Annotated in this window: 23 protein-coding genes and 1 pseudogene; 13 read left to right on the top strand and 11 right to left on the bottom strand. The window is 72.5% G+C overall.

Features of this window, described 5'->3' with window-relative positions:
* From ABZ297_RS27785 to ABZ297_RS27770, 4 genes and pseudogenes are all read left to right on the top strand, one after another.
* Positions 1 to 262, top strand: a pseudogene (locus tag ABZ297_RS27785) (hypothetical protein); the annotation flags it as partial.
* Positions 259 to 1,932: a glycerol-3-phosphate dehydrogenase/oxidase gene (locus tag ABZ297_RS27780; RefSeq protein WP_355351603.1), complete on the top strand. Its 1,674-nt coding sequence runs from the start codon at positions 259 to 261 to the stop codon at positions 1,930 to 1,932. The pseudogene ABZ297_RS27785 and the gene ABZ297_RS27780, both read left to right, overlap by 4 nt.
* The gene (locus ABZ297_RS27775; protein ID WP_355351601.1) at positions 1,929 to 3,473 is read left to right on the top strand and encodes an FAD-binding oxidoreductase; all 1,545 of its coding nucleotides are present in this window, start codon (positions 1,929 to 1,931) and stop codon (positions 3,471 to 3,473) included. Before ABZ297_RS27780 ends, ABZ297_RS27775 begins: the two co-directional genes overlap by 4 nt.
* A gap of 25 nt (positions 3,474 to 3,498) precedes the next feature.
* The gene (locus ABZ297_RS27770) at positions 3,499 to 4,110 is read left to right on the top strand and encodes a glycerol-3-phosphate responsive antiterminator (RefSeq protein ID WP_355351599.1); all 612 of its coding nucleotides are present in this window, start codon (positions 3,499 to 3,501) and stop codon (positions 4,108 to 4,110) included.
* A 175-nt stretch (positions 4,111 to 4,285) separates the two neighbouring features.
* Here the strand turns inward: ABZ297_RS27770 and ABZ297_RS27765 are convergent, their stop codons facing one another.
* Positions 4,286 to 4,477 carry a hypothetical protein gene (locus tag ABZ297_RS27765; RefSeq protein WP_355351597.1) on the bottom strand — a complete coding sequence of 64 codons (192 nt, stop codon included), beginning with the start codon at positions 4,475 to 4,477 and terminating at the stop codon, positions 4,286 to 4,288.
* Here ABZ297_RS27765 and ABZ297_RS27760 point away from each other — a divergent pair.
* From ABZ297_RS27760 to ABZ297_RS27750, 3 genes are all read left to right on the top strand, one after another.
* Positions 4,455 to 5,303: a DMT family transporter gene (locus ABZ297_RS27760; RefSeq protein WP_355351595.1), complete on the top strand. Its 849-nt coding sequence runs from the start codon at positions 4,455 to 4,457 to the stop codon at positions 5,301 to 5,303. The genes ABZ297_RS27765 and ABZ297_RS27760 overlap by 23 nt on opposite strands.
* 244 nt (positions 5,304 to 5,547) lie before the next feature.
* Entirely contained in the window at positions 5,548 to 9,078 is a 3,531-nt protein-coding gene (locus ABZ297_RS27755; protein ID WP_355351609.1) for a PQQ-binding-like beta-propeller repeat protein, read from the top strand.
* A gap of 2 nt (positions 9,079 to 9,080) precedes the next feature.
* Positions 9,081 to 10,367 (top strand): hypothetical protein, encoded by a 1,287-nt coding sequence (locus ABZ297_RS27750; RefSeq protein ID WP_355351593.1) that lies wholly within the window; start codon positions 9,081 to 9,083, stop codon positions 10,365 to 10,367.
* 83 nt (positions 10,368 to 10,450) lie between these two features.
* On the opposite strand, the gene ABZ297_RS27745 is transcribed toward ABZ297_RS27750, so the two are convergent.
* From ABZ297_RS27745 to ABZ297_RS27730, 4 genes are all read right to left on the bottom strand, one after another.
* Positions 10,451 to 11,119: a DUF2993 domain-containing protein gene (locus ABZ297_RS27745; protein ID WP_355351591.1), complete on the bottom strand. Its 669-nt coding sequence runs from the start codon at positions 11,117 to 11,119 to the stop codon at positions 10,451 to 10,453.
* Complete coding sequence (locus ABZ297_RS27740; protein ID WP_355351589.1) at positions 11,107 to 11,292, bottom strand: hypothetical protein; 186 nt, start codon at positions 11,290 to 11,292, stop codon at positions 11,107 to 11,109. Before ABZ297_RS27740 ends, ABZ297_RS27745 begins: the two co-directional genes overlap by 13 nt.
* On the bottom strand, positions 11,289 to 11,630 hold the full coding sequence (locus ABZ297_RS27735; protein WP_355351587.1) for a helix-turn-helix transcriptional regulator: 342 nt from the start codon (positions 11,628 to 11,630) through the stop codon (positions 11,289 to 11,291). The genes ABZ297_RS27740 and ABZ297_RS27735 overlap by 4 nt, the downstream gene beginning before the upstream one ends.
* Positions 11,631 to 11,886: 256 nt before the next feature.
* The gene (locus tag ABZ297_RS27730) at positions 11,887 to 13,404 is read right to left on the bottom strand and encodes an alpha/beta hydrolase (RefSeq protein WP_355351585.1); all 1,518 of its coding nucleotides are present in this window, start codon (positions 13,402 to 13,404) and stop codon (positions 11,887 to 11,889) included.
* A 135-nt stretch (positions 13,405 to 13,539) separates the two neighbouring features.
* Between ABZ297_RS27730 and ABZ297_RS27725 the strand changes: the two genes are divergently transcribed.
* Both ABZ297_RS27725 and ABZ297_RS27720 read left to right on the top strand, forming a co-directional pair.
* Entirely contained in the window at positions 13,540 to 14,667 is a 1,128-nt protein-coding gene (locus ABZ297_RS27725) for a histidine kinase (protein WP_355351583.1), read from the top strand.
* A gap of 19 nt (positions 14,668 to 14,686) precedes the next feature.
* Positions 14,687 to 15,373, top strand: coding sequence for a response regulator transcription factor (locus ABZ297_RS27720; protein ID WP_355351581.1), 687 nt, complete (start codon positions 14,687 to 14,689; stop codon positions 15,371 to 15,373).
* A gap of 131 nt (positions 15,374 to 15,504) precedes the next feature.
* Here the strand turns inward: ABZ297_RS27720 and ABZ297_RS27715 are convergent, their stop codons facing one another.
* Entirely contained in the window at positions 15,505 to 15,906 is a 402-nt protein-coding gene (locus ABZ297_RS27715) for a helix-turn-helix domain-containing protein (RefSeq protein WP_355351579.1), read from the bottom strand.
* 67 nt (positions 15,907 to 15,973) lie between these two features.
* On the opposite strand from ABZ297_RS27715, the gene ABZ297_RS27710 reads away from it, so the two are divergent.
* From ABZ297_RS27710 to ABZ297_RS27695, 4 genes are all read left to right on the top strand, one after another.
* Positions 15,974 to 16,459 (top strand): luciferase family protein, encoded by a 486-nt coding sequence (locus tag ABZ297_RS27710; protein WP_355351577.1) that lies wholly within the window; start codon positions 15,974 to 15,976, stop codon positions 16,457 to 16,459.
* A 5-nt stretch (positions 16,460 to 16,464) separates the two neighbouring features.
* Positions 16,465 to 17,388, top strand: coding sequence for an NADP-dependent oxidoreductase (locus ABZ297_RS27705; protein WP_355351575.1), 924 nt, complete (start codon positions 16,465 to 16,467; stop codon positions 17,386 to 17,388).
* A gap of 205 nt (positions 17,389 to 17,593) precedes the next feature.
* On the top strand, positions 17,594 to 17,941 hold the full coding sequence (locus ABZ297_RS27700) for a hypothetical protein (protein ID WP_355351573.1): 348 nt from the start codon (positions 17,594 to 17,596) through the stop codon (positions 17,939 to 17,941).
* Between the two features lie 574 nt (positions 17,942 to 18,515).
* Positions 18,516 to 18,851: a hypothetical protein gene (locus ABZ297_RS27695; RefSeq protein WP_355351571.1), complete on the top strand. Its 336-nt coding sequence runs from the start codon at positions 18,516 to 18,518 to the stop codon at positions 18,849 to 18,851.
* Between the two features lie 301 nt (positions 18,852 to 19,152).
* Here the strand turns inward: ABZ297_RS27695 and ABZ297_RS27690 are convergent, their stop codons facing one another.
* The 5 genes from ABZ297_RS27690 to pcaH are packed head-to-tail and all read right to left on the bottom strand — an operon-like array spanning position 19,153 to position 23,821.
* Positions 19,153 to 20,295: a 4-hydroxybenzoate 3-monooxygenase gene (locus ABZ297_RS27690; protein ID WP_355351569.1), complete on the bottom strand. Its 1,143-nt coding sequence runs from the start codon at positions 20,293 to 20,295 to the stop codon at positions 19,153 to 19,155.
* On the bottom strand, positions 20,292 to 21,404 hold the full coding sequence (pcaC, locus tag ABZ297_RS27685; protein ID WP_355351607.1) for a 4-carboxymuconolactone decarboxylase: 1,113 nt from the start codon (positions 21,402 to 21,404) through the stop codon (positions 20,292 to 20,294). The genes ABZ297_RS27690 and pcaC overlap by 4 nt, the downstream gene beginning before the upstream one ends.
* Before the next feature lie 2 nt (positions 21,405 to 21,406).
* Positions 21,407 to 22,531 carry a 3-carboxy-cis,cis-muconate cycloisomerase gene (gene pcaB / locus ABZ297_RS27680; protein ID WP_355351567.1) on the bottom strand — a complete coding sequence of 375 codons (1,125 nt, stop codon included), beginning with the start codon at positions 22,529 to 22,531 and terminating at the stop codon, positions 21,407 to 21,409.
* Between the two features lie 28 nt (positions 22,532 to 22,559).
* Complete coding sequence (pcaG, locus tag ABZ297_RS27675; protein WP_355351565.1) at positions 22,560 to 23,084, bottom strand: protocatechuate 3,4-dioxygenase subunit alpha; 525 nt, start codon at positions 23,082 to 23,084, stop codon at positions 22,560 to 22,562.
* The gene (pcaH, locus tag ABZ297_RS27670; protein WP_355351563.1) at positions 23,081 to 23,821 is read right to left on the bottom strand and encodes a protocatechuate 3,4-dioxygenase subunit beta; all 741 of its coding nucleotides are present in this window, start codon (positions 23,819 to 23,821) and stop codon (positions 23,081 to 23,083) included. Before pcaH ends, pcaG begins: the two co-directional genes overlap by 4 nt.
* Positions 23,822 to 23,823: the final 2 nt, after the last annotated feature.

Genomic DNA, 23,823 nt, shown 5'->3' with positions numbered 1-23,823 from the left:
CCGCCGCACACTCGCGCGGCGGGCGGGCCACTGCCTGGCTCCGATCGTCGGAGGGTTGGACGCCGGGCTCTGGCCGAGTGTCGCGGCGGCCGTCGCCGGGCTCGGGACGGCCCCCGTCTTCGAGCCCGCCCTGCCCGACGCCGCGCGCCAGGAGGCCCGCGCCGAGTGGCGCGACCTGCTCGCCCGCCACATCACCGCCGGTGCGCCGGGGCGCGCGTCCCGCGGCCCCGAACCCGACTCACAGGAGGAATCAACGTCGTGATCCGGCTTCCCCAACGCAAGGCGAGGTCAGAGACGAGGAGCGCCATCCGCCGCACCCCGCTGACGCTCGACCGCCGGCAGCAGATCGAGCGGCTCGCCTCCCGGCGCGTCGACGTCCTCGTCGTGGGCGGCGGCGTGACCGGCTGCTACACCGCGCTGGACGCCGTCACCCGCGGCCTGACCGTGGCGCTCGTGGAACGGGACGACTTCGCGTCGGGCACGTCCTCCAAGTCGTCGAAGATGGTGCACGGCGGCCTGCGGTACATCGAACAGGGCAACCTGCCGCTGGTCCGGCGTTCGCTGCTGGAGCGGCAGCGGTTCCGCCGCAACGCGCCGCACCTGGTGCAGCGCCTGCCCTTCGTCTTCCCGGTGCTCGCCCAGGACGGCGTCTTCGACGCGCGCATCGCCAAGGCCTTCGAGGGCCTGCTGTGGACGTACGACCTGGCAGGGGGGTGGCGCATCGGCCGGTTGCACCAGCGGCTCACCGTCCCCGAGGTGCTCGTCCGCGCCCCACGGCTGCGCGCCGACCGGCTCAAGGGCGGGCTGCTCTACTACGACAGCCGCACCGACGACGCGCGCCTGACCCTGACCATCGCGCGGACCGCCGCGCACTTCGGGGCGACCGTGCTCAACGGCGCCGTCTGCCGCGGCCTCATCCGCGAGGGCGGGAGGGTACGCGGCGCGACCGTCGAGGTCGACGGCCGCGAGATCGACGTGCACGCCGGTGTCGTGGTCAACGCCACCGGGGTCTGGGCGGACGCGCTCGACACCCTGTCGGATCCCGGCCACCGGGCCCGGATCCGTCCCGCCAAGGGCGTGCACATTGTGCTGCCGTGGACCCGGCTGCCCATCGACGGCACCGTGACCGTGCCCGTCCCGGGCCGGGCCCGCCGCGCGACCTGCACCCGCTGGGGGGACGTGGTCGTGCTCGGCACGACCGACACCGACTACGACGGCTCCCTGGACGAGGTGCTGTGCACCCGCCAGGAGATGCAGTTCCTGCTCGACGGGGCCAACACCGCGTTCGACGCCGACCTCACCCCCGCGGACGTGGTCGGCTCGATCGCCGGGCTCCGGCCCCTGGTCGGCGGTGAGGAGGGCGCCACCCTCGACCTGAGCCGCGACCACGACATCTCGACGGACGCGCACGGGCTCGTCACCGTCACCGGCGGCAAGCTCACCACCAGCCGCCACATGGGCGAGCTCGTGGTCGACGAGGCCCTGAAGGTGCTCGGCCGCCAGGCCCGCTGCCGCACCGTCCGGCTCTCCCTGCTGGGCGGCGCGGGCTACGACGCGGAGGCCACCTCGGCGACCGGGGGGCTGGGCGCGCACCTGGGCGAGCGGTACGGCACCGAGGCCCGCTTCGTCGCCGACCTCTTCACCGAGGACCCCTCCCTCGCCGAGCCGATCGTCGAAGGCGCCGCCTACCTGCGGGCCGAGGTGGTCTACGCGGCCCGGTGCGAGCTGGCGCGGACCGTGGACGACGTGCTGTCCCGCCGCACCCGGATGCGGGTGTTCGCCCGGGACCTGTCGATCAAGGCGGCCCCGGAGGTCGGCCGGCTGCTCCAGCGGGAACTGGGCCTGTCCGACGAGGAGGTCGCCCGGCAGATCGACGACTACGTCTCCGGCATCGACCGGGAGAAGACCGTACTGATGGAGGAACTTTCATGATCAGCAGGCAGACCATCACCCATCCGTTCAACCGGGGCGACTACGTCGTCGGCGCGCCCACCCCGCCCCGCTGGGCGGCCGACTGCCCGCCCGGCGACGGGAAGGCCAGCCTGCAGGGTGCCGTGGTCGAGGTTCCCGCCGCGGTCGTGGCCGAGCTGCGCGCGATCGGCGCCACCGTGCACACCGACCGGGACGAGGTGATCCTGCGCACCCGCGACTGGTGGGCGGGCACGTCCATCGGCGAGACGGACGGCAACCCGGCCACCCCGGACGCCGTGGTCGTCGAAGCGGCCGACGAGGAGCAGGTGGCCGCCGTGGTCCGCGTCTGTCACGCGCACGGCATCCCGCTGACGGTCTCGGCCGGCCGCAGCAACGTCCTCGGAGCGGCCCTGCCCGTGTTCGGCGGGATCGTGCTGGACGTCTGCGCGCTCAACCAGATCATCTCCTTCGACTCCGAGTCGATGATCGTCGAGGTGCAGGCGGGCATGTTCGGCGACCTGTTCGAGAAGGAGCTGCAGGAGGCGCACGGCGTCACCACCGGGCACTGGCCGTCCGCCTTCGCCATCTCCACGGTCGGCGGCTGGGCCGCCTGCCGCGGCGCGGGCCAGCTGTCCACCCGGTACGGGAAGATCGAGGACATGATCGTCGGGCTGGACGTGGTCCTGCCGGACGGCACCACCGCGAGCTACGGCACCTACCCGCGGGCCGCCGTCGGGCCGGACCTTCGCCAGCTGTTCATCGGCTCCGAGGGCACGCTGGGCGTGATCACCCGGCTGCGGCTGCGCACCCACCGGCTGCCCGGCTACGCGGCGGGCCTCGCGTACGGGTTCGACACGTTCGCCGCGGGCCTGGACGCCTGCCGGGAGATCCTCCAGCGGGGCGCGACCCCCGCGGTGCTGCGCCTGTACGACGCGCACGAGAGCGGCACCCACTTCGGACAGTCCGGCACCAACCTGCTGCTCATCGCCGACGAAGGCGACCCCGCGCTGGTGGACGCCACCATGGCCGTGGTCGAGGAGGTCTGCGCGGAGCGGGCGCCGGTGACGCTCGACGGCGACGCGATCCTCGCCCGCTGGCTGGACGAGCGGATGCTCGTCGGCAAGTCCGGTGACGGGTTCGCCAAGGGCCCCGGCTTCGTCGCCGACACCTGCGAGATCGCCGCGCCGTGGTCGTCGCTGCCGGTGATCTACGACGAGGTGGTCGCGGCCATCGAGGCGGTCCCGGGGACGCTGCGCGCCTCCGCGCACCAGTCGCACGCCTACACCGACGGCGCCTGCCTGTACTTCTCGCTGCGCGGCGAGGTGGAACGGGCCCGCCGCCGCGAGTGGTACCGGGCCGCCTGGGACGCCGCCAACGAGGTGCTCATCCGGCACGGAGCCGCGATCAGCCACCACCACGGCGTCGGGCTGCTGCGCTCGCCGTACGTCGAGGCCTCGCTGGGCAGCGGCTTCGGCACGCTGATGGCGGTCAAGCAGGCCCTCGACCCGGCCGGGATCATGAACCCGGGCAAGCTGGGGCTGCCCAGCCGCTACGAGTCCTGATGCGGGTCCTGCGTAAGGTGGACCGGTGAGCTCTCGTCCGAAACGTCCCGTGGATCGACGCCTCCTGGCTGCGCTGGCGGAGTACCCCGTCATGGCGTCGCTGGTCGGCGTGGCGATGGCGGACCGGTTCACCACGACCTCGACCCCGCTCGGCATCCTCGCGTCGGTTCCGCTCGGCGATCTCGCGGCGACGGTCCAGCGGACCGCCGCCGCGGGCAAGATCGTGTTCGTCAACATGGACTCGACCCCTGGTCTGGGCCATGACCCCGGCGCCCTGACCTACCTCAAGGGGATCGGGGCGGTCGCGATCTGCTCCACCCGTGCGGCGATCATCGAACGCGCGAGCGGCCTGGGCCTGCTGGCCATGCAGAAGGTGTTCGTGACAGACCGCTCCAACCTGCACCGCAGCGTCCAGTCGATCTCCCGCTCCCAGCCGGACCTGGTCCAGTTCATGCCGGCGGTCGTGCTGCGCTACATGGAGCAGCAGGCCAGGGAGCTCGGGGTGCCGTACCTCGCCGCCGGGTTCGTCCAGGACGAGGCGGACGTCGTCGAGGCACTCCAGCACGGCGCGGCCGGGGTCTGCACCTCGGACCAGGAACTATGGGAGCTGCGCCGGTCGGCCCTGCGCGCATCCTGAACCACCTCCGGCCCGCCTTCGCGCGTGTGCGCGCGGGCCGGTCAGGTGCGTCAACCCATCGGTGACTCATCGGCGGCAGGCCGCGATGAGCGGTCCCCGCACGGAAGGGACGATTGATGACGCCCGTAGAGCCGCGATTGCCCGGAGCGAGACCTGGGCCGGCGCCTTCAACGGGTCAGGCGACCAGTGAGGCGGGCCGGTCCGGCACCGGCCCGGGAGCGCGGGCGGGCGGCTCGGACCTGACGGCGACCGGCCCGGCGTCGCGGGCGGGCGGCTCGCGCCTGATCCGGAGGGCGCGGATGGGCGGGTCGTCCCTGATGGCGGTCGCGCCTCCCGTCTTCGTCGTGCTCTGGAGCAGCGCGTTCATCGCGGGCGTTCCAGGGGTCGGGGCGGCTCCGCCTCTGCTGCTGATGTTCGCGCGCTTCGCCCTGGCCGGAGTGCTGCTGGCCGGGTACGCCCTGGTCACGCGCACCCCCTGGCCGCGCGGCCGGGTCGCGGCGCACATCGCCGTCTCCGGCCTGCTGATCCAGGCAGTCCAGTTCGGCTGTTTCTACGCCGCGCTCGGGATGGGCTTCCCGGCGGCCGTCATCTCCCTCGTCCAGGGGCTCAACCCCGTCGTCATCGCGCTGGCCGCGCGCTTCCTCGGCGAGACGGTCACCCGGCGGCAGTGGCTCGGCTTCGCCCTCGGCGCGACCGGCGTGATCCTCGCGGTCGCCGACCGGGTGAGTCTGCCGGCCGGGGGCGTGGTGCTGTGCGTGGCCGGACTGCTCGGGCTGAGCCTCGGCACCCTCTACCAGAAGCGCTTCGTCCCGGCCATGGACGTCCGCACCGGCACCGCCGTACAGCTGCTCGTCAGCGCCCCGGCGGTCGGGTTGGTCTGTGTGGCCGTCGAGACCCCCCGGGTGTCGGACTGGACGTCCTTCGGCGGGTCCGTGGCCTGGATGGTGCTGGTCAACTCCATCGCGGCGTTCATCCTGCTCAACATGATGCTGCTGCGCTCGTCCGCCAGCCGGGTGAGCACACTGTTCTTCCTGACCCCCTCGGTGACGGCGGTGCTGGCCTGGCTGCTCGTCGGCCAGTCGCTGGGGTCGCTCGTCATCGCCGGGCTCGTGCTCGGCGGGGCCGGTGTCCTGCTGGCCAACCAGCGGGCCGGTACGGGCCGCGGGGGTGAACCGTCCCGCCAGGGTGAATAGCTGGGGCGGACGGGATGAACATTTCCGGCGCGGCTCGAAGCTGAACGAGCAACTTGTCTAGCTTTGTTGCGTGTCACCTGAACGTGCATTCTTAGTCCGTGTCATTCGCGCGACCGGCGTCCTCGTCGTGGCCCTGGCCGCGACGCTGGGTATCCTCGCTGGTCCCGCGTCCGCGCATCTGACGCGCAGCCATGCCGAGCTGGTAGTGAGCACCTCCGCCGGGCTCACAAGCGGTCGCTTGGTTGTGCACCGAGACGTCGTCACCCCCGAACGTGCCGGAGCCTGGGCGGCCGGGCTCCTGGAAGGCGGATGCCCCGTCAGCGCACACGGGGTGGCCGGCGACACCGGCGGCATCCCCGGCGGCGTCGTCGTCGAACTCGCCTGGTCGTGCGCCGTTGACGGCCTGGACCTGGGCGCCCTGCTGCACGCGGGAGGGCTCTCCGAGATCATCGCCGAGTTCGACGGCGTCACGTCCAACGTGACGGCCGCCCTGCCCGTCGTCGACGCGACCGGTTCGCACGCGCGCGGCCAGGACTGGCCGGTGCTGCCCGTCGTGGCGTCGCTGCTCGGCCTGCTGCTGGCTGTCACCGCAGTGACGTGGCTGCGCCGCCGTAAGCGCTGGGCCGTCCTCGTGGCGGTCACGGCGGCGACGGCGGTGCTCGCGCCGGGCACCGCGCTGGCCGCCGCGAACGTCCCCGAGGCGGGGAGTCCCACACCCGCGCCGAGCGCGCAACCGAACGCCGGCGCCCTCACCGGCACCCTCGCCCTCACCACCGTCAACCCGAAGGCCGGCTCGCCCGTCACCTTCAGCTACACCACCGACAAGCCGAACGCGCTCAACTGGGTCGGCCTGTACGGCGCTGACGACAAGCCGGGCTCCGTCGCATCGAAGACCTGGGTCAGGGCGCCGCTCGCCTCGGGAACCGTCACGCTGGACACCCGCTCCCTCGGCGAGGGGTCCTGGAGCGCGCACTTCCTGGCCGACGACGGCTACGAGCCGCTGAGCGCCCCGGTCACGTTCACCCTGGCAGGGGCCGGCTCGGACGAGGTGACCGTCGAGGGCGCCGTCTACGCCGACAAGGACGGCGACGGCGTCAAGGACGCCGGAGAGAAGGGCCTGCCGGGCGTGTCCGTCACCGACGGCGCCCGCTGGGCGACCACGGGAGCCGACGGCGGCTACACGCTGAGCGTCGACCGCAACCGCAGGGAGACCGATCTCGTCAGCGTCGTCTCGCCCAACGGCTACACGCCGGCCCTGCGCGACGACTTCGTCCCGGCCTTCTTCCGAGAGGTGCCGGGCGGGCAGGGGCCGCTGAAGGGGCTCGACTTCGCGCTCGTCCCCGACGCCAACGCCGCCGATCCCAAGGAGAAGTGGCTGATGGTCTCGGACGTCGAGGTGAGCAACGGCAACGACGCCCAGGCGAAGAACACGCTGCCGCGCTGGCAGGGCCAGGTCGAGGCGATGGCCGAGGTGCACGGCGCCACGATGACCATGACCACGGGCGATCTGACCGTGACGGACTACGCGGCAGAGCCTCGCCGCCAGGGCGGCTACGACATCCTGCGCGAGGGGCTGCGCAAGGGCAAGCTCGGCCACCCGTACTACCCGGTCGTGGGCAACCACGACGTCGGCGGCACCGCGACCTCCGCCGGATACGGCGGCAGCCTGGAGTACTGGCGCAGGAACATGGGCCCCGAGTGGTACAGCTTCGACCGCAACGGCCGCCACATCGTGGTGCTGGAGGACAACTACGACTCCAGCGGCCTGGCGCCGCAACTGCAGTGGCTGCGCGAGGACCTGCGCAGGCACGCGACCGGCAAGCAGGTGCTCGTGTTCGCGCACCGCTCGCTGTTCACCCGCTGGGGCCCCGGCGCCGGCATGCAACCGACCGTCGACGAGCTGAGCAAGTACGACGTGCGGATGTTCGCGGCCGGTCACAATCAGCAGGCCGAGTACCGGCGGGGCGCGTTCGCCAGGTCGGTCGAGGTCAACAACATGGGTGTCTACGGCATCGACTCCGCCAGGCCGGACTACAAGGTCCTCGACTTCAGCGGCATCACCGACGACCCCGGCACCCAGCGTAACGAGGACGTCGGCTACGTCACGGGCACCCACCGCCAGTTCGAGGTGGACGACGACGTCGCGCTGGTCAGCCCCGCGCAGGGCAGCGTGCACGGCGCGAAGGCCGGCGTCCCGGTCGAGTTGTACGCGGAGGACGACGGCCGGACCCCGAGCACGGCGGCGCTGACCGTCCGGGCCGGGAACGGCAAGGAGGTCTGGCGTGAGCGCCGCCTCGAGTTCGGCCGCGAGACCAAGCCCACCGGTCAGGTCAACTGCTACACGCCCCCCGGCGGCACGGCCGAGCCGTGCCCCACGGCGCACGTCTCGTGGACCAGGGTCAGTTCGCGGATCACCGGCCTGCGTCCCGGCACTTACACCGCGGAACTGGTCGCGGTCGACACGGCCGGCAAGCCATGGCCGGCGGTCAAGACGACCTTCGAGGTGGTCGCCGACGCCCGTCTCAACCGTCCGGAGCTCGGCCAGGACTGGACCGGGCAGGGCGGGGACGAGGAGGGCCGCTCGTCGGCCAAGGACGACCCGGGTGCGCGGCTGAACCTGCGCTGGGCGGCCAGCACCGGTGAGCAGTTCCACCTCAACGGCGCCGCCGTGTCGGGCGGCAAGGTCATCGTCGCCTCGCGGGCGTTCGACTCGCCGTACAGCATGATGCTCGCCTATGACGCGCTGACCGGCGCGGAGGTATGGCGTACCTACCTGGACGGCGACGCCGAGTCCTTCCCGACCGTGCACGACGGCAAGGTGTACCTCACCACCGGGGTCGGGCGCGTCTACGCCCTGGACGCGGACACCGGCAAGGTGGCCTGGGAGACGATCGACGACGAACAGGTCAAGGGCTCGACCGTGCGGCGCTACGGCCGGGCGGGCGGACCGGTGAGCGTCTTCGACCTGCCCGGCCGCGCAGTGGCGGTCTACCAGGCGTGGGACACCGTGCTCTGCCGCGACGCGAAGACCGGCGCCCGCCTGCCCGGCGGGTTCGGCGCGCCCGCGGCCTGGGGCCAGTTCCACAGCATCGCCGTACGCCGGCCCGGCGCGACCACCGCCTATCTGCACTCGGGGTCCGGACAGTTGCTGATCGCGATGGACCTGACCACGTGCAAGCAGCAGTCCTCGGTGGACACCGGCGGCGACCTGTTCACGGAGTCCTCGCCCGCCTTCACCGACGAGGGGCTGGTGACCGCGACGTCGTCCGGCGTCCGCGGGCACGACCTCACGGCGGGCGGGAAGGTGCTCTGGCAGGCCAAGCTCGGCACCGCGAACACCTGCGAGCCGGGCCCGCCGCCGGTGACCAGCCCGGCGACCCGGGGCGCGATGGCCTATGTCGCCAGCGTGGACGGCGTGGTCAGGGCGTACGACACGGCCTCGGCCGATCCCGCCAAGCCGGTCTGGGAGACGCCGCTCGGCTACCTGCCCGGTGAGAGCCCGATGGACGACCCGTGGCGGGTCGCCGCCGGGTGCGCGGCGGCCGGCCCCGGCTCGCCGGCGATGCACCCGCTGGCGACCGAGACCATGGTCTACGCGACCACCTGGGACGGGCGCGTGGTGGCGCTGGACCGGGCGACCGGTCGCAAGCTGGCCGAGTACAACCTGGGCGGCGGCGTGGCGTCGTCGCTGTCGGTGAGTGGCGACCTGCTGTTCGCGCTCACCGACGACGGCTCGGTCCATGCGCTCGCGGCCACGCAGGTCCGCGGCGAGTGATCATGGCTGTGGTTCGGGTTCTGACCCGCCTGCTCGCTGCTGCGGGCCTGGCGGTGCTGATCCTGCTGGGAGCGGCGGGTCCGGGGTGGGCACACCCGTTCGGCCCGCCGCTCGCGGCGAAGGTGACCGCCCGCGGCGACACGGTGCAGGTGACCTGGTCGGCGGCGGCCGACGATCTGGCCAGGCTCGACCAGGCGCTCGCCGGCCGGGGCGAGCAGGTCGGCGGCTACCTCGGTGAGCACATCGGGGTCTGGCAGGACGGGGCGGCGTGCACGCTGGTGTCGGCGCGGACCGAGGCGCTCGCCGCCTCCGGCGCGGTGCTGTCCTTCCGGTGCCGGGCTGAAGTCCGGGCCGTCACCCTCAGGATCACCGCCCTCACCGACGTCAACGACGCCTACCGGACAGTGTCCACGACTCCGGACGGCGCGGGCGCGCTGCACACCGCCACGGCGCCCGCGCACGTGTTGCGCTTCGACGGCGCGCCAGGCGACATGACGGGCGGGGCGGCCGGCACGCCGATCGAGTTCGCCGCCCTTTGGACGGCCGAGCTGTCCTCGCTCGTGGACAACCAGGTCGTGCTGCCGCTCGCGCTGCTGGTCGCGCTGGTGGCGGGGGCGGTGCACGCCTGCGCGCCGGGACACGGCAAGACCCTGACGGCCGGGTACCTGGTCGGCGGCGACGGCCGGACCCGTGACGCTGTCCTGCTGGGCGTGGTGGTGGCGGTCATGCACACCGTGTCGGTGGCCGTGCTGGCCGTCGGCTGGTGGCTGACCGTGGACGGGTCATCCGCTTTGGGGGGAGTGACACGGTGGCTGCAGCTCGCGTCCTCGCTCGTCGTCCTCGCTGTCGGCGTGGGACTCCTCCTGCGGCACCTGCGCGGACAACGCGGACAGCACGGTCACGGTCATGGGCACGGCCACGGTCATGGGCACGGGCACGGTCACGGGGAGGCGGGCTCGTTGCTGACCTGGCGGGGCATCGTGACGATGGGCGCGTCCGGTGGCCTGCTGCCCTCTCCCTCGGCCTTCCTGTTGCTGCTCACGGGCCTGCTCACCGGCAGGGCGGCGTTCGCCCTCGCCATGGTGGCGGCGTTCGGCGTGGGGATGGCGGCCACGCTCGCGGGGGTCGGCATCGCCGTTCTGCGCGGCAGGAACGCGGTGGAGAGCGTGGCACGATCGCCGAGGCTGCGCCGATGGAGCAGTCGCCTGCCGCTCGCCGGGGCGTCGCTGGTGGTCGCCGGCGGCCTCGTGTCCTCCGTCCTCGCGGCCGTCGCGGTGGTGGGCTCCTGACAGCCGCGCGCTGGACGACGGGCGCACCGGCGGGCCTGCTGTGCCCATCCTCTTCACGGACGACAGGGCGAAGCGGTTCACCCTCATCCACGAATCGGCACGTCAAACGCTTCGGCGGAGAACTCCAGTCCTTCCGGCAGGCTCCTGACCCCGATCAGCTTCACATCAAAGGGCAGATCCACTTTGAACGGGATCGGGTAGGAGATCAGCTGCGCGATCCGATCTGGCACGGGCACGCCCTGGATCTTGTCGGCCTGGAGCTTGATCCTCCCGTCGGCGACCTCGACCCGCATCTCGGCGTTGAACTTCACCTTGTTCGCCCCGATCGTCACCTCCCCCGAGGCCGTGAGCCGACGCCCGTTGCCGCCGATCTTCACGCCACTCGGGGCGTATTTGTCGATCGTCGCTCTGGTGAGGGTGCCGCTGATGCTCACGCGACCGGCCTGGATATGGGCCTGGTTCTGCAGGACGTCGGCCAAGGGTGCCGTCACGTCGTACGCGGCGCCCCGCAGGTTCCTGACTGGCACGCCGCCGTAGGTGAAGGTGCCGAGATTGAACCGCACCTCTGGATAGCGCCCCGACACGGCCTGGGTGAGAAACGGGATGCCCTCGATTGACACAGTCGGCGTGCCGGAGAAGTTGGGGGCGGCGGCGATTCTGTTCGCCAGGTCGCGCTCGACGCTTGCCACAGCGACTCGGTCGATGATGAGGAGGGCGACGAGCGCGATCAGTAAAACGATCAACCGGCGCATGGGGCGCCCCAACCGGAGCCGCCTGTGATCCACATCCGCACGGCGACCATGGCGGCGCTGGACAGCCGCGCCGCCGCCATCAGCACACTGAGCATCTCCTCCTCGTGCCGCTCTCGGTGCTCCCACGGGAACCAGCGGAGAAGGCGGCGGTAACGCCGTTCGAGGCCGCTCACGCGACACCTCCGGCGGGGCGCGCGTGCAGCCGGGCGGCGGCGGTCCTAGTGTTGCGCCGCAGCCGTTCGACTTCGGCGGCTAGACGGGCGCCGCCCTCGTCGGTGAGCCGGTAGTAGCGCCGCAACCGTCCGCCGACGATCTCCTCCCGGTCCTCTCCGATCAGCCCCTCGGACTGCAGCCGGTCCAGGGCTGCGTACAGGGTCCCGGCCCGCAACCGGACCTCACCCTCAGAGATACGCTCAACGTCGACGATGACGCCGTAACCGTGCAGAGGCTCGGCGGCCAGCGCGGTCAGGATGAGGAACGAAGGCTCCTGCAAAGAGCGTAACTTCGACACAGGATCTTTATATACCGATAGTCGGCACATTAAAGGATCTAGAAGCTGACTCCCAGCAGGCTTTCCATGGTGGCGATCAGCGAGCGCCAAGTCTCGCGCTGCTCGGCGGCGCCGTAGGCGAACGGGGCGGCGGAGATGACGGTGGACCGTCCGGCGATCTGACGGCCCCGCAGGCATGCGATCGACGTAGGAGCCTCGCTGCTTGGCTCAGCTCTTCCTGTGTGAGGCCGCGATGAGGGTGTCGCGGCCTCGGGGGTCAGGGATGGCAGATCGGGTCGGCGGCGGGGAGGGTGCCGGTGGCCAGGTAGGCGTTGACCTTGGCGTCCACGCAGGCGTTGCCGTATTCGCCGTAGATCCCGTGGGCGGTGGTGCCGCGCAGGGTGAGCAGGCGGGAGCCGGTCAGCGCCCGGTGCATGGCCTTGCTGCCTTCGTAGGTGGTGGCGGTGTCGCCGGTGGCGGACACGATCAGCGCGGGGGTGGGGTTGGCGACGTGCGTGAGGCGCTCGCGCGGCTGGTTCGGCCAGAAGGCGCAGGGCCAGATGTTGTTCTTGAGGGGGCCGAAGAGGGGGTGGCGCGCACGGCTGCGCTGGACGTCGTTCCAGTAGGCGTCGGGGTCGCGCGGCGCGGCGCGGTCGCCGCAGGTGATCGCGGCGGTGGGGCTGGCGAGCGGGGAGCCGACGCTGGTCAGGACGAACGCGAGGAATCCGTTGAGTTCGGAGCCGGGGTCGGCCGGGCGGCCGTGCGCGGCCTCGTTCAGGGTCCGAACGGTGGAGGTGAACTCCGCGCGGGCCGCGGGGCGGTCGTCGCCGGAGCCGACGGACAGGATGTACGGGACCGCCTGGTCGTCCACCTCGTACGGTCCGACGCGCAGCGGGCGGTCCTGCGCGGCGGCGACGATCGCGTTCACGGTGGCGAGCACGCGGGCGGGGGTGGCGCCGAGGCCATAGGTGCCGTGACGTTCGGCGGCCCAAGCCGCCCAGCCGCGCAGCGCGCGTTCCGCCTCATCTTCGGTGCCCTGCGTCGCCCTGGGGCCCCACTTGTTCGGGTCGCCCGCGCTGTCCAGGACCACGCGGTCGGTGCGGCCGGGGAACATCTGGGTGTAGACCGCGCCCAGGTAGCTGCCGTAGGAGTAGCCGAGGAAGGAGATCCGGCGCTCCCCGAGGACGCGGCGCACGAGGTCGATGTCGCGGGCCGTGTCGCGCGTGTTGGCGTACGGGAGCACGTCGGCGTGGCGCCGGGCGCAGCGCTCGGCCAGGTCGTGCTGCACCGCCACCTGCTGATCGAACCGGGCGCGGGTCGGACCGGCCGAGCGGAGCCACAGGCCGATGGGCCAGCCGCAGTCCAGCGGCGTGCTGCGCCCGACGAAGCGCGGGTCCAGGCCGACGAGGTCGTAACGGGCCGCGACGTCCTTCATGGCCGCGCGCGTCTGCAGGGGCATGCCCAGCGTGGGCTCGCCGGGGCCGCCGCTGTTGAGGACCATGGTGCCGATGCGATGGGCGCGGTCGGTGGCGGGGAGGCGGGACAGCGCGAGTTTGATGGTGCGGCCGCCGGGCCTGGAGTGGTCGAGCGGGACGGTGAGCTCCGCGCACCGTGCGCCTGCCCGGTCGAGCTCCCTGCCGAGGGCGTCGTCGGTGCCCTGGGCGCAGGGCTTCCAGTCGAGCGGTGGGGGCGGGCCGCCGTCGGCTCTGGCCGGGGGCGCGAAGGCGGCGGACAGGGCGATCAGGGCGAGGGCCGGGACCAGGAGTCTGCGGGTCCGCGCAGATGTAGGTTTCATGGTCGGGGACGCTATTTCGGCCGGACGTCCGGCACGATACAGCTGGCCGCACGCGCGTTGGTACAGCCCGCTGTAGTGTCCGGCGGGGACCGGTGACGGATAATGCTCTCCGTACGGCGTCGTGAGGAGGTGCGGATGCGTGACCGTGCGTTCTCCGGCTCGGCCTACCTGCTGGGCACGTTGGCCACCGCCGTGGTCACGGCGCTCGCGTTGCCGGTGCTGCTCGCGCCGCCGGCGGCGCGGGGCTGGGCGGAGTGGCACCGTCAGCGGGCCGGCAGGCTGCTCGGCGTTCCGGCCGACGGGCGGCCGGGCGGGCGGCGGGCTCTCGCCTGGGCGCTCGCACACGTCGCCGTCGGGTTCCCGCTCGGGCTGGCAGCCCTGATATGCCTGGGCAACATCCTGGTCGCCGCGGTGGCGGCGCCGTTGTGGTGGGCGTTTCCCGCCGACGCGCGTCCCACCCTGTTCTCGTTCTTCGACGTCCCTGTGGGCGATTGGAAGACCGCACTGGTCGGGGGCTCTGTTCAGATCGTCGTCCTCGGTGCGGCGGCCTGGTGGGTGCTCCCGATGATGGCGCGACTCCACGCGCGGGTGTGCCTGGCGGTGCTCGCACCGTCGGCCCGCGAGCGGCTCACCGAGCGGGTCGACGTGCTGACCAGGAGCCGGGTCGGCGTGGTCGACGCCCATGGCGCGGAGCTCCAGCGGATCGAACGCGATCTGCACGACGGGACACAGGCGCGCCTGGTGACCATCGCCATGCAGCTGGGCATGGCCCGGGAGTCGCTCGCCGACGATCCGGACACCGTGGCGACGCTGCTCGCGCAGGCGCACGAGACGGCGGAGGAGGCGATGGTCGAGCTCCGCGCGGTGCTCCAGACGATCTACCCGCCGATCCTCGCCGACCGCGGGCTCGACGGGGCGCTGACGGCGCTGGCCGCCCGGTCGAGCGTGCCGGTCCACATCGAGCTCGCCGATCTGGGCGCGCTCCCGGCGACCGTGGAGGCGGTGGCCTACTACGTGATCGCCGAGGCGCTGACGAACGTGACCAAGCACGCCGCCGCCACGCGGGTGGCCCTCCGGATCGAGCGCGCCGACGACGTGCTGTCCATCGAGGTCACCGACGACGGAAGGGGCGGCGCCGACGAGGCGCGCGGCACCGGGATCGCCGGGATATGCCGGCGGGTCGCCGCCCTGGACGGCGCGGTCCGCCTCGACAGCCCGCCGGGCGGCCCTACCGCGCTCGCCGTCCAGATGCCGTGCGCGTAGTGATCATTCAGGAGGTCCCGTGCGGGTCGTGATCGTCGAGGACAACGTCCTGCTGTCCAGCGGCCTGGAGCTGCTGCTGGCGGCGAAGGGCTGCGAAGTCGTGGCGGTCGTCGGCGACGGCGAGGCGTTCCTCGACGCCGTCGCCGAGCACCGCCCCGACATCGCCATCGTCGACGTGCGGCTGCCACCGTCGTTCCGCGACGAGGGAATCCACGCCGCGCTGCGGGCCCGCCGCGAGCACGGCGCGTTGCCGATCCTGGTGCTCTCGCAGTACGTCGAGCGCGAGTACGCGGGTGAGCTCCTCTCCGACGGCCGCGGCGGCATCGGCTACCTCCTCAAGGACCGCATCGGCCGGGTGGCCGAATTCGTCGACGCCCTGCGCCGCGTCGCGGCCGGCGGCACCGCCATGGACCCCGAAGTGGTCGCCCAACTCCTCGCCCGCCGCGCCGATGACCCCCTGGACACCCTCACGTCCCGCGAGCGAGAGTCGCTCGCCCTCATGGCGCAGGGCCACGACAACGCCACCATCGCCGAGCGGATGCGCATCTCCGACAACGCCGTCCACAAGCACATCGGCAACATCTTCGCCAAGCTCGGCCTGGCGCCGGACGACTCCGGCCACCGCCGCGTACGCGCAGTACTCACCTACCTGGACGGCACACCCCGGTCGGCCGAGCCAGCCCCCGGCCGTGGGAACCCGCCCTGATCCGCGTTCAGACCTCCTCCGGCCCGTGAGGAATCTCGGCAGAGCGCCTTGCGCCGACTCGACCCGACAGACACCACAGAAAGTCCTCCCGGACACTGCAGGCTCGCGGGGGGCGACGCCGGCTTGGCGGGTCACGACGCGTCGTAGCGCAGGCGGGAGGCGGCCACGTACTCGCGGTGCTGCTCGGCCCATGTGATGAGCCCGGAGACCTGGGCCGAGAGCGTCTGCCCGACGGGGGTGAGGGCGTAGTCCACCCGGGGCGGGGAGGTGGGGGTGACGGTCCGCTCGACCAGGCCATCGCGCTCCAGGCTGCGCAGGGTCAGGGTGAGCATCCGCTGGGATATGCCGTCGATGGCGCGCTGCAGTTCGGAGTAGCGCTTGGGCCCGCTGCCAAGCAGGTCCATCACCAGGACGCTCCATTTGTCCCCAACGCGGTCGAGGATGTCGCGCAGCTGGCAGGTCGGGTGATCCTCGCCGATCGTTTCGCGCACATCGGTGTGCCTTGCGCGGGTCAAAGTGCCTTCTTCCGTCATGGCGGCATTGTGGACCAGACTCCATGTGCGCACAAGAAGTAACCAACGCACAGAAAGTGCTGTTGCGATGACCATCGACTTGACCGATCCCCCACCCCGATCCGGCCCTCGCCCACGGACCACGGGCCTGGAGATCCCGCACGGCCAGCTCGACCAGTTCTCCCCGCCGCACATCAGGGCCGCCCTGGTGGCGGAGGCGCAGGCGCTGGCGGGCGTGTTCACCGGCCCCAGCCAGGTGTCCGCGCCCTCCTCGCTGGCGCTGCGGCTGCACGAGCCCGCCGGGCCATGGGCGGCGTTCCTGCACCCCAGCCGCGACGAGTTCGGGCACATCCACCGCTCGGGCTTCCTCCATCTCACCGTGCCCGTGCCGCTCATCGAGCCGCTTGGGCAGGCGGGGTGGATCGAGCCGCATCCGATCAGCCGTCGTCCTGAGTGGCCGGACACGATCGTGATGCTGTACGCCCCCCGCGACGAGGCCGAACTGGCCGTCGCCCGCGCCGTCCTGCGCGCCTCCTGGCGGCAGGCCACCGCATCTTCTACGGAAACGGAGTGATCCTCATGCGTGCCATGGCTTTCACCGACTTCGGCGCCGACCTGGCGGCCACCGACCTGCCCGTGCCCGAGCCCGGTCCCGGTGAGGTGCTGGTCCAGGTGCTGGCCTCCTCGGTCAACGGCTTTGACCTGGGCGTGCTGGGCGGCTACCTCAAGGGCGTGTACGACTACGACTTCCCCGTCGTGCTCGGCAAGGACTTCGCCGGCACCGTGGCGGCCGTCGGCGCCGGCGTGACCGGCCTGACGCCGGGTGAGGACGTGTTCGGCGTGGTCATGCGCCCGACCCTGGGGCAAGGCGGCTACGCCGAGTACGTGGTGGTGAGCGGGCAGTACGGCCTGGCCAAGATCCCCGACGGGCTCGACCACACCCGCGCGGGCGTGCTGGGACTGGCCGGTAGCGCTGCGCTCAACGCCATCGACGCCGTCGCCCCGGCACCGGGGGAAACCGTCCTGATCTCAGGTGCGACCGGCGGCGTGGGCGCGTTCGCCGTCCAAATGGCCGCCGCGCGCGGCGCCAGCGTGATCGCCACTGCCAGGCCCGGAGCCGAAGCCGCCTTCGTCACCGGCCTGGGCGCCACCTGGGCCGTCGACCACACCGACCTGCAGGCGCAGGTACGCGCGATCGCGCCCGACGGGGTGGATGCCGCGCTGCACCTGGCGGGCGACGGCCTCACCGTCGCCGCCCTGCTGGCCGACAGCGGGCGGCTGGCCTCCACCCTGCACCACCTGCCCGACGAGCCCGGCCGCGACATCAAGGCCACGGCGGTGATGGCCGACCCCAACCCGGCCACCCTCGCCCGGCTCGCCGCCGACGCTGCCGAAGGACGCCTGCGGGTGCCGGTGGCCCGCACCTACCCGCTGGCCGAGGCGCCGCGCGCGATCGCCGACTTCACCGCCGGAACCGTCGGCAAGCTCGCCGTCACGATCTGAAGGAGGTGCCCCAACGCCGAATCGCTCGCCCACACCTTCGTCGAGATGCTGAGCACCCATGATGTGGACGCCCTCGTGGTGGTCGATGATCGCGTGGTCGGACGCTTCACCTACCGCGGCACGCACACCGGCGGGTCTCACCCGCCAGCGATCATCACGGCCTCGGCCCGACTCCTCCGGGGCTGGCCTGTTGGTAAGATGCCGGATGATCTTGCTAGTCGATCATGTCGTTCGCGAAGGGAAGATCTTGACTTTTCGTCGTATCAGCATCATGACCGCCCCCCTGCTCGTCGCAGCGGCCATCGCCCTGCCGGTCACGGCCGCCCATGCATCCGTGACGTCGCAGGCGGCGACGGCCCAGGTCGCCGCCGACTCCTGCAGCAAGGCATCTGCCGACGCGAGGGCCTGGCTGAAGCGGCTCAACAAGCCGACCACCGGTTCATGGTCGGTCCTCCGCAATAGGATCTACAGTGTGACGGAGGGCATGTGGAACGGCGTCACCAAACAAGCGGGCCTAAAGATCGCGACGCGGCTGACCAACCGTTGCCGCTGACCGCGTCTCCCGCCCGGGATGCTCACTGACCGCGTCTCCCGCCCGGGATGCTCACTGACCGGGTGATGCTCGCTGACCGGGTGACGACGGCGACGAGGGCGGACCACCCCCGTCGCCTCTCACCGGTGGCCCAAGCCGCCCGGGCGGGGACGCCGCGGCCTCGCCGAGCCCCAGGCAAGATCCGCCACCTGCCCGTCCACCCCGACCTACGCCAGGCCCTCACCGACTGGCTCCAGGCACGCGCCGGCTGGAAAGGCGCCCGTACCGCGGCCGCCGGTCAAGACCTGTTCGAGCAGGCCCGAGCTTCCGGCGGCCGGCCCGTCCGACCTGACTGTCCGGGCCGACCCTGTGCTTCACGGGGCTTATCCGGACCTGATCCAGGAAACAGACCCTAAGTCCTTTCGACGGGGACAGGCTCATCCTCGAGTACCAGGGAGATTGGCATCAGGCCGGAAACTTGTTCCTTCACCTCCCGGAGCAGAGGATCCTGACGGCGATCGACAGCTTCACAGTCAGGAACGCGCCGTTCTTCCGCCTTCTGTTCTCCCCTCACGTACCTGCGTACTTCGACGCCATGGACCACATGCTCGAATACGACTTCGAAACCGTCGTCTCGGGTCACATGGCCCTCTTCGGCACTCCAGAGGACGTGCAGACGAATCGCGAGTACATCCGCGACCTGCGAATCTCCGCCACCGAGGCACTGCGCGAGGTGGGCGTGAAGGAGGCCGCCGCCGCTGCTGGCGTGCCGTACGACAATCGGCAGGCACAGCTCAAGGTCTGGATGGACGCGGTCGTCGCCCGCGCGGCAGAGCTCATGCCGGCGTCCTGGGACAAGCGGCTCGGAGGAACCGACATCTTCCTCACCGACAATCTCAACGCCGTCGCATGGAGCGTCTTCATCGACTAACCAATCCACCCGCGACCGGTGGTAGTTCAACCATCACCAGAAGGGAGCAATCCCACGTCCGAAACCTCTGCCCCACGGTGGTATTCGTGCACGGCGCCTTCGCGGACGCGCCCGCCTTCGGCGGGGTGACCCGCGAACTGTCCGCCTCCGGCTACAACGTCGTCGCGGCGCCGAACCCGCTACGCGGCTCGCCTCTGACGCGGCCGCCGTCGCGAACGTGGTGCGGGCGGTCGACGGGCGTTGAGGATGGCGAGGGCCCTGGATGCGACGGTCCGTCCCGGCTCGTGTGCGCCGCCCGCCATCAGCTCAGGGGGAGGCCGACGTAGTTCTCGGCGAGAGAGGCCTGCGCCGCGGGCGAGCCGGCCGTGTAGCGCAGCTGGGAGAGCTGGAGCCGGTAGTCGAACGGGGTCTGGTGCGGGTCCCTGTGCAGCATCGAGGTCATCTGGTAGGAGAAGTGCTCAGCCCGCCACACCCGCCGCAGCGCGGCCTCGGAGTAGCCGCCGAGCAGCTCCTCCTCGCCGCCGGTGAGCGCCCGCGCCAGCAGGGTCACGTCCGCGGCCGCGAGGTTCAGGCCCTTGGCCCCGGTCGGCGGGACGATGTGCGCGGCGTCCCCGGCGAGGAACAACCGGCGGTGACGCATGGGCTCGGCGACGAAGCTGCGCATCGGCGTGATGCTCCTGTCGGTGATCGGGCCGCGCTCCAGCTTCCAGTCGCCCTCCACCGCGAAGCGGGTCTCCAGCTCGTCCCAGATCCGCTCGTCGGGCCAGTCGGCGAGGTCGTCACGCGGATCGACCTGCAGGTAGAGGCGGCTGACGTGGGGGGAGCGCATGCTGTGCAGCGCGAAGCCGCGCTCGTGGTGGGCGTAGATCAGCTCCTGGCACGACGGCGGTACGTCGGCCAGGATGCCCAGCCAGGCGAACGGGTAGTCGCGCTGGAAGGTGGTGATCGACGGCATGGCGGCCCTGCCGATGCCGTGGAAGCCGTCGCAGGCCACCACGAAGTCGCAGCGCAGCTCGTGCTGTCCGTCGTCGTGCCGGTACCGCACCACCCCCGTGTCGGGGTCGGCCGACAGCGCCTCCGCCTCGAAGAGCAACGGGCCTTCGCGCAGCGCGATCAGGTCCTTGACCACCTCGGTCTGCGCGTAGACCATCACCGTCCTGCCGCCGGTCAGCGAGGGGAAGTCGATGCGGTGCGACTCGCGGTCGAAGCGGAGCTCGATGCCCTCGTGGACCAGGCCCTGCCTGTCCATCCGCGCGCCCGCGCCGCAGGCGCGCAGCACGTCGACGGTGTTCTGCTCCAGAACCCCGGCCCGCTGGCGGTGCTCGACGTGCTCACGGGTGCGGCTCTCCAGGATGACGTTGTCGACACCCCGGGCCGACAGCAGGTGGCCGAGGAGCAGCCCGGCGGGGCCGGCGCCGATGATTCCCACCCGGGTGTGCGTCATGGTGACTCTCCTTCGAGGACTTGCTGGGCGACGGCGAAGGCGGCGTTGGCCGCGGGCACCCCGCAGTAGACCGCGCACTGCAGCAGCACCTCGCCGATCTCGTCGGGGGCGAGCCCGTTGCGGAGCGCGGCGCGCACGTGCATGGCGAGCTCGTCGAGGTGGCCGCGGGCGACGAGCGCGGTGAGGGTGACGCAGCTGCGGGTGCGACGGTCCAGGCCCGGACGGGTCCAGATCTCGCCCCAGGCGTAGCGGGTGATGAGGTCCTGGAAGTCGCGGGTGAAGGCGGTGGTACGGGCGATCGCCCGGTCCACGTGCGCGTCTCCCAGCACCTCCCTCCGCACGCTCATCCCCGCCAGAGTGGCCAGGTGGGTGGGCGGGTGGGCGGGCAGGTGGGCGAGCAGCGCGGAGGTGACGGCGGCGGGCTGGTCGACGCCCGCCAGGTGGGCGGCCCCCGCGACCTCGACCAGCGTGGCCCGCGGGATGCCGTCGGCCAGCTCTCTGGCGTGCGCGGGTGGCGTGGCCGGGTCGTCCCGGCCCGCCAGGACCAGGGTGGGGGCCGTGATCCGGGCCAGCGCGCCGCGCAGGTCGTATCCGGCCAGCGCGTCGCAGCAGGCCGCGTAGCCGGCGTCGTCCGTGCCTGCCAGGTCGTCCAGCAGTGCTTGGTCGGCGGGTCCGGCGAACCAGCGGGCGGCGGTCGTGTCCAGCAGCGCGGCGGTGCCGCGGGCCCGGACGAGCCCGGCCCGTTCGCGCCAGGCCGCCGGTTCGCCGAAGCGGGCGGAGGAGCAGATCATGGCCAGGGAGCGCACCCGGGCGGGACGGCGCACGGCCAATGTCGCGCCGATCGCCCCGCCCAGGGAGATGCCCGCGTAGTGGAAGTCGGCGAAGCCCGCCGCGCCGGCCGCCTCCAGCACGAGTTCGGCGAGGTCGTCGACGGTTCGCACGCCGATCGGGCCGGAGCCGCCATGGCCCGGCAGGTCGAACCGGAGCACGCGGAAGGTGCGCGAGAGCGCGGCGAGCTGGGGCTCCCACACGCGCAGGGAGGTGCCGAGCGACGGTCCGAGGACGAGCGGCCGGCCGCCCTCCGGCCCGTCCAACCGGTAGTGCAGCATGGTCACTCCGCCTCTCCCAGGGCGCGCGCGACGAGCGCGGCAGCGGCACCGGGCGTCCCGGTCACGCGCAGGTTGGAGCGCATGCGCTCGGGATGGACCCGCAGGCCGGCGACCAGTTCGGCGGCGTCGGCCGCTGCGCCGGCCACCAGGCGCAACGCCTCCCGCAGCGGCTGCCACTCGGCGTGCCAGGCCCCGGCGGGGCGTTCGTCCTCGGCGGCGAGCGAGCCGTACAGGATCGCGGCCAGCGCGGGCACCTGGCGGGCCGCGGCCGCGATCATCACGGCTCTGACCGGGTTGCGCTTGTGCGGCATGGACGACGACCCGCCGCCGACGCCCTCGGAGACCTCACCGACCTCGGTGCGGGACAGCACCAGGACGTCGGCGGCGAGCTTGCCCAGCGCCCCGGCGGTGAAGGCCAGGGCTCCGGCCAGGTCCGCGACGGGGGCGCGCAGCACGTGCCAGGGCAGCACGGGCTCGGCCAGCCCCGTCTCGGCCGCGAAGCGGGCCAGGACGGCCGGGCCGCCGGGCTGCTCCAGCGTCCCGGCCGGGCCGCCGAGCTGGGCCGGCAGCGCCTGCCGCACGGCGTGCAGGCGGGTGCGCGCGCCACGGGCGAGCGCGTGCCAGCCCGCCGCCTTGAGGCCGAACGTGGTGGGCACGGCCTGCTGGGTGAGCGTCCTGGCGGCCATCGGGGTGTCGCGGTGGTCGGCGGCGAGCCCGGCCAACGCGGCGCCGACCCGGTCGAGGTCCGCCAGGGCCGGACCGAGGGCGCGACGGGCGACCAGCATGAGCGCGGTGTCCATGATGTCCTGGCTGGTGGCGCCCCGATGCACGGACGGGCCGTGCGGGCCCACCGCCGCCCGGAGCTCCTCCACCAGCGGGATCACCGGGTTGCCGCCCGAGCGTGCCCTGACCACCAGGCCGGGCAGGTCGAACTCCCCGGCCTGGGCGGCGGCCGTCACGGCGTGGGCGGCCTCCCGCGGCACCAGGCCGAGGGCGGCCTGGGCGCGTGCGAGCGCGGCCTCGGCGTCGAGCATGGCCTGGAGGACCGCCCGGTCGCCGGTGGCCTGGGCCGCCGCGCGCATGGGCGACAGCAACCCGAAGTCGGCCGACGCCCCGATGTCGGGCAAGGCCCCTGTGGCAGCCGAAGTCCCTGTGTCAGCCGAAGTCAAGGAAGACCGTCTCCTTCTCCCCTTGCAGGTGGACGTCGAAGCGGTAGGTGGCGTCGGCCTCGCGCGTGGGCAGCAGCGTCTGCCGCCGGTGCGCGGGCAGGGAGTCGAGGAAGGCGTCCGGCCGCAGGTAGATGCGGGTGAACAGGTGGTGGAGCAGCCCTCGGGCGAACACGCAGACACTGATGTAGCCGTTGCCCGGCACCCGCGTGCGCAGCGTCCAGTGCCCGTCGGCGTCGGTCGTGACCCGGCCGAAGCCGGTGAAGTCCACGCCGTGCCTGCCGATGCTCTCGCCGGTCACCGGGTCGCGGCGCATCGAGCCCGGCGCGCCCGTGAGCCGTCCCGCCGGGTCCGCCTGCCAGAACTCCAGCAGCGAGTCCGGCACCGGGGCGCCGGCGCCGTCGTGGACCCGGCCGTGGATCGTGATGCCGTCCAGGGCGATGTCGGAGCCGCCGGGGAAGGGCAGCGCGTACCCGTAGAACGGGCCGACGGTCTGCGACGGGGTGGGCTTCACCTGGCCTCCTCCGTCCAGATCGCGGCCGGGCCGTCCAGCACGATGTCCCAGCTGTAGCCGAGCGACCACTCCGGCACCGACAGGCCGTGGTCGTAGGAGGCCACCAGCCGGTCCCTGGCGACGGGATCGGTGACCGACTGCAGGATCGGGTCGTAGGGGAAGAGCGGGTCGCCGGGGAAGTACATCTGGGTGACCAGCCGCTGGGCGAACGCGGTGCCGAACAGGGAGAAGTGGATGTGCGCCGGCCGCCAGGCGTTGACGTGGTTGCGCCACGGGTAGGCGCCGGGCTTGATCGTGGTGAAGGCGTAGCGGCCGTCGTCGTCGGTGAGGCAGCGTCCGGCGCCGGTGAAGTTGGGGTCGAGCGGCGCGGGATGGTCGTCGCGTCGGTGCCGGTAGCGGCCTGAGGCGTTGGCCTGCCAGATCTCCACGAGCTGGCCGCGGACCGGGCGGCCGGCCCTGTCGAGCACCCGCCCCCGCACGATGATCCGCTCGCCGAGCGGCTGCCCGGGGTGCTGGCTGGTGAGGTCGGAGTCCAGCGCGGTGACGTCGGTGACGCCGAACACCGGCCCGGTCAGCTCGGCGGCCTCGGGGTCGCGCACCGGCATCAGCGGCTGCTTGGGGTGACGCAGCACGCTGCTGCGGTAGGGGGCGTAGTCGCGTGCGGGATGGTCGCCCTGCCCGCCCTGACGGCCGGCGATCTCGCGGTCGATGTCGTGCTGGGTGAGGGGGGACGCCATGC

This window comes from Nonomuraea sp. NPDC005983, assembly GCF_040614375.1.
GTDB lineage: Bacteria > Actinomycetota > Actinomycetes > Streptosporangiales > Streptosporangiaceae > Nonomuraea.
This window is presented reverse-complemented; position numbering and strand designations above follow the sequence as displayed.

What these genes read in the sequence shown, in the direction of transcription:
- ABZ297_RS27775 (WP_355351601.1), top strand. Translation starts at nt 1,929, where the DNA reads ATGATCAGCAGGCAGACCATCACCCATCCGTTCAACCGGGGCGACTAC.
- ABZ297_RS27765 (WP_355351597.1), bottom strand. Translation starts at nt 4,477, where the DNA reads ATGAACGCGCTGCTCCAGAGCACGACGAAGACGGGAGGCGCGACCGCC.
- ABZ297_RS27750 (WP_355351593.1), top strand. Translation starts at nt 9,081, where the DNA reads ATGGCTGTGGTTCGGGTTCTGACCCGCCTGCTCGCTGCTGCGGGCCTG.
- ABZ297_RS27745 (WP_355351591.1), bottom strand. Translation starts at nt 11,119, where the DNA reads ATGCGCCGGTTGATCGTTTTACTGATCGCGCTCGTCGCCCTCCTCATC.
- ABZ297_RS27730 (WP_355351585.1), bottom strand. Translation starts at nt 13,404, where the DNA reads ATGAAACCTACATCTGCGCGGACCCGCAGACTCCTGGTCCCGGCCCTC.
- ABZ297_RS27725 (WP_355351583.1), top strand. Translation starts at nt 13,540, where the DNA reads ATGCGTGACCGTGCGTTCTCCGGCTCGGCCTACCTGCTGGGCACGTTG.
- ABZ297_RS27715 (WP_355351579.1), bottom strand. Translation starts at nt 15,906, where the DNA reads ATGACGGAAGAAGGCACTTTGACCCGCGCAAGGCACACCGATGTGCGC.
- ABZ297_RS27710 (WP_355351577.1), top strand. Translation starts at nt 15,974, where the DNA reads ATGACCATCGACTTGACCGATCCCCCACCCCGATCCGGCCCTCGCCCA.
- ABZ297_RS27705 (WP_355351575.1), top strand. Translation starts at nt 16,465, where the DNA reads ATGCGTGCCATGGCTTTCACCGACTTCGGCGCCGACCTGGCGGCCACC.
- ABZ297_RS27700 (WP_355351573.1), top strand. Translation starts at nt 17,594, where the DNA reads ATGATCTTGCTAGTCGATCATGTCGTTCGCGAAGGGAAGATCTTGACT.
- ABZ297_RS27695 (WP_355351571.1), top strand. Translation starts at nt 18,516, where the DNA reads ATGGACCACATGCTCGAATACGACTTCGAAACCGTCGTCTCGGGTCAC.
- ABZ297_RS27690 (WP_355351569.1), bottom strand. Translation starts at nt 20,295, where the DNA reads ATGACGCACACCCGGGTGGGAATCATCGGCGCCGGCCCCGCCGGGCTG.
- pcaC (WP_355351607.1), bottom strand. Translation starts at nt 21,404, where the DNA reads ATGCTGCACTACCGGTTGGACGGGCCGGAGGGCGGCCGGCCGCTCGTC.
- pcaH (WP_355351563.1), bottom strand. Translation starts at nt 23,821, where the DNA reads ATGGCGTCCCCCCTCACCCAGCACGACATCGACCGCGAGATCGCCGGC.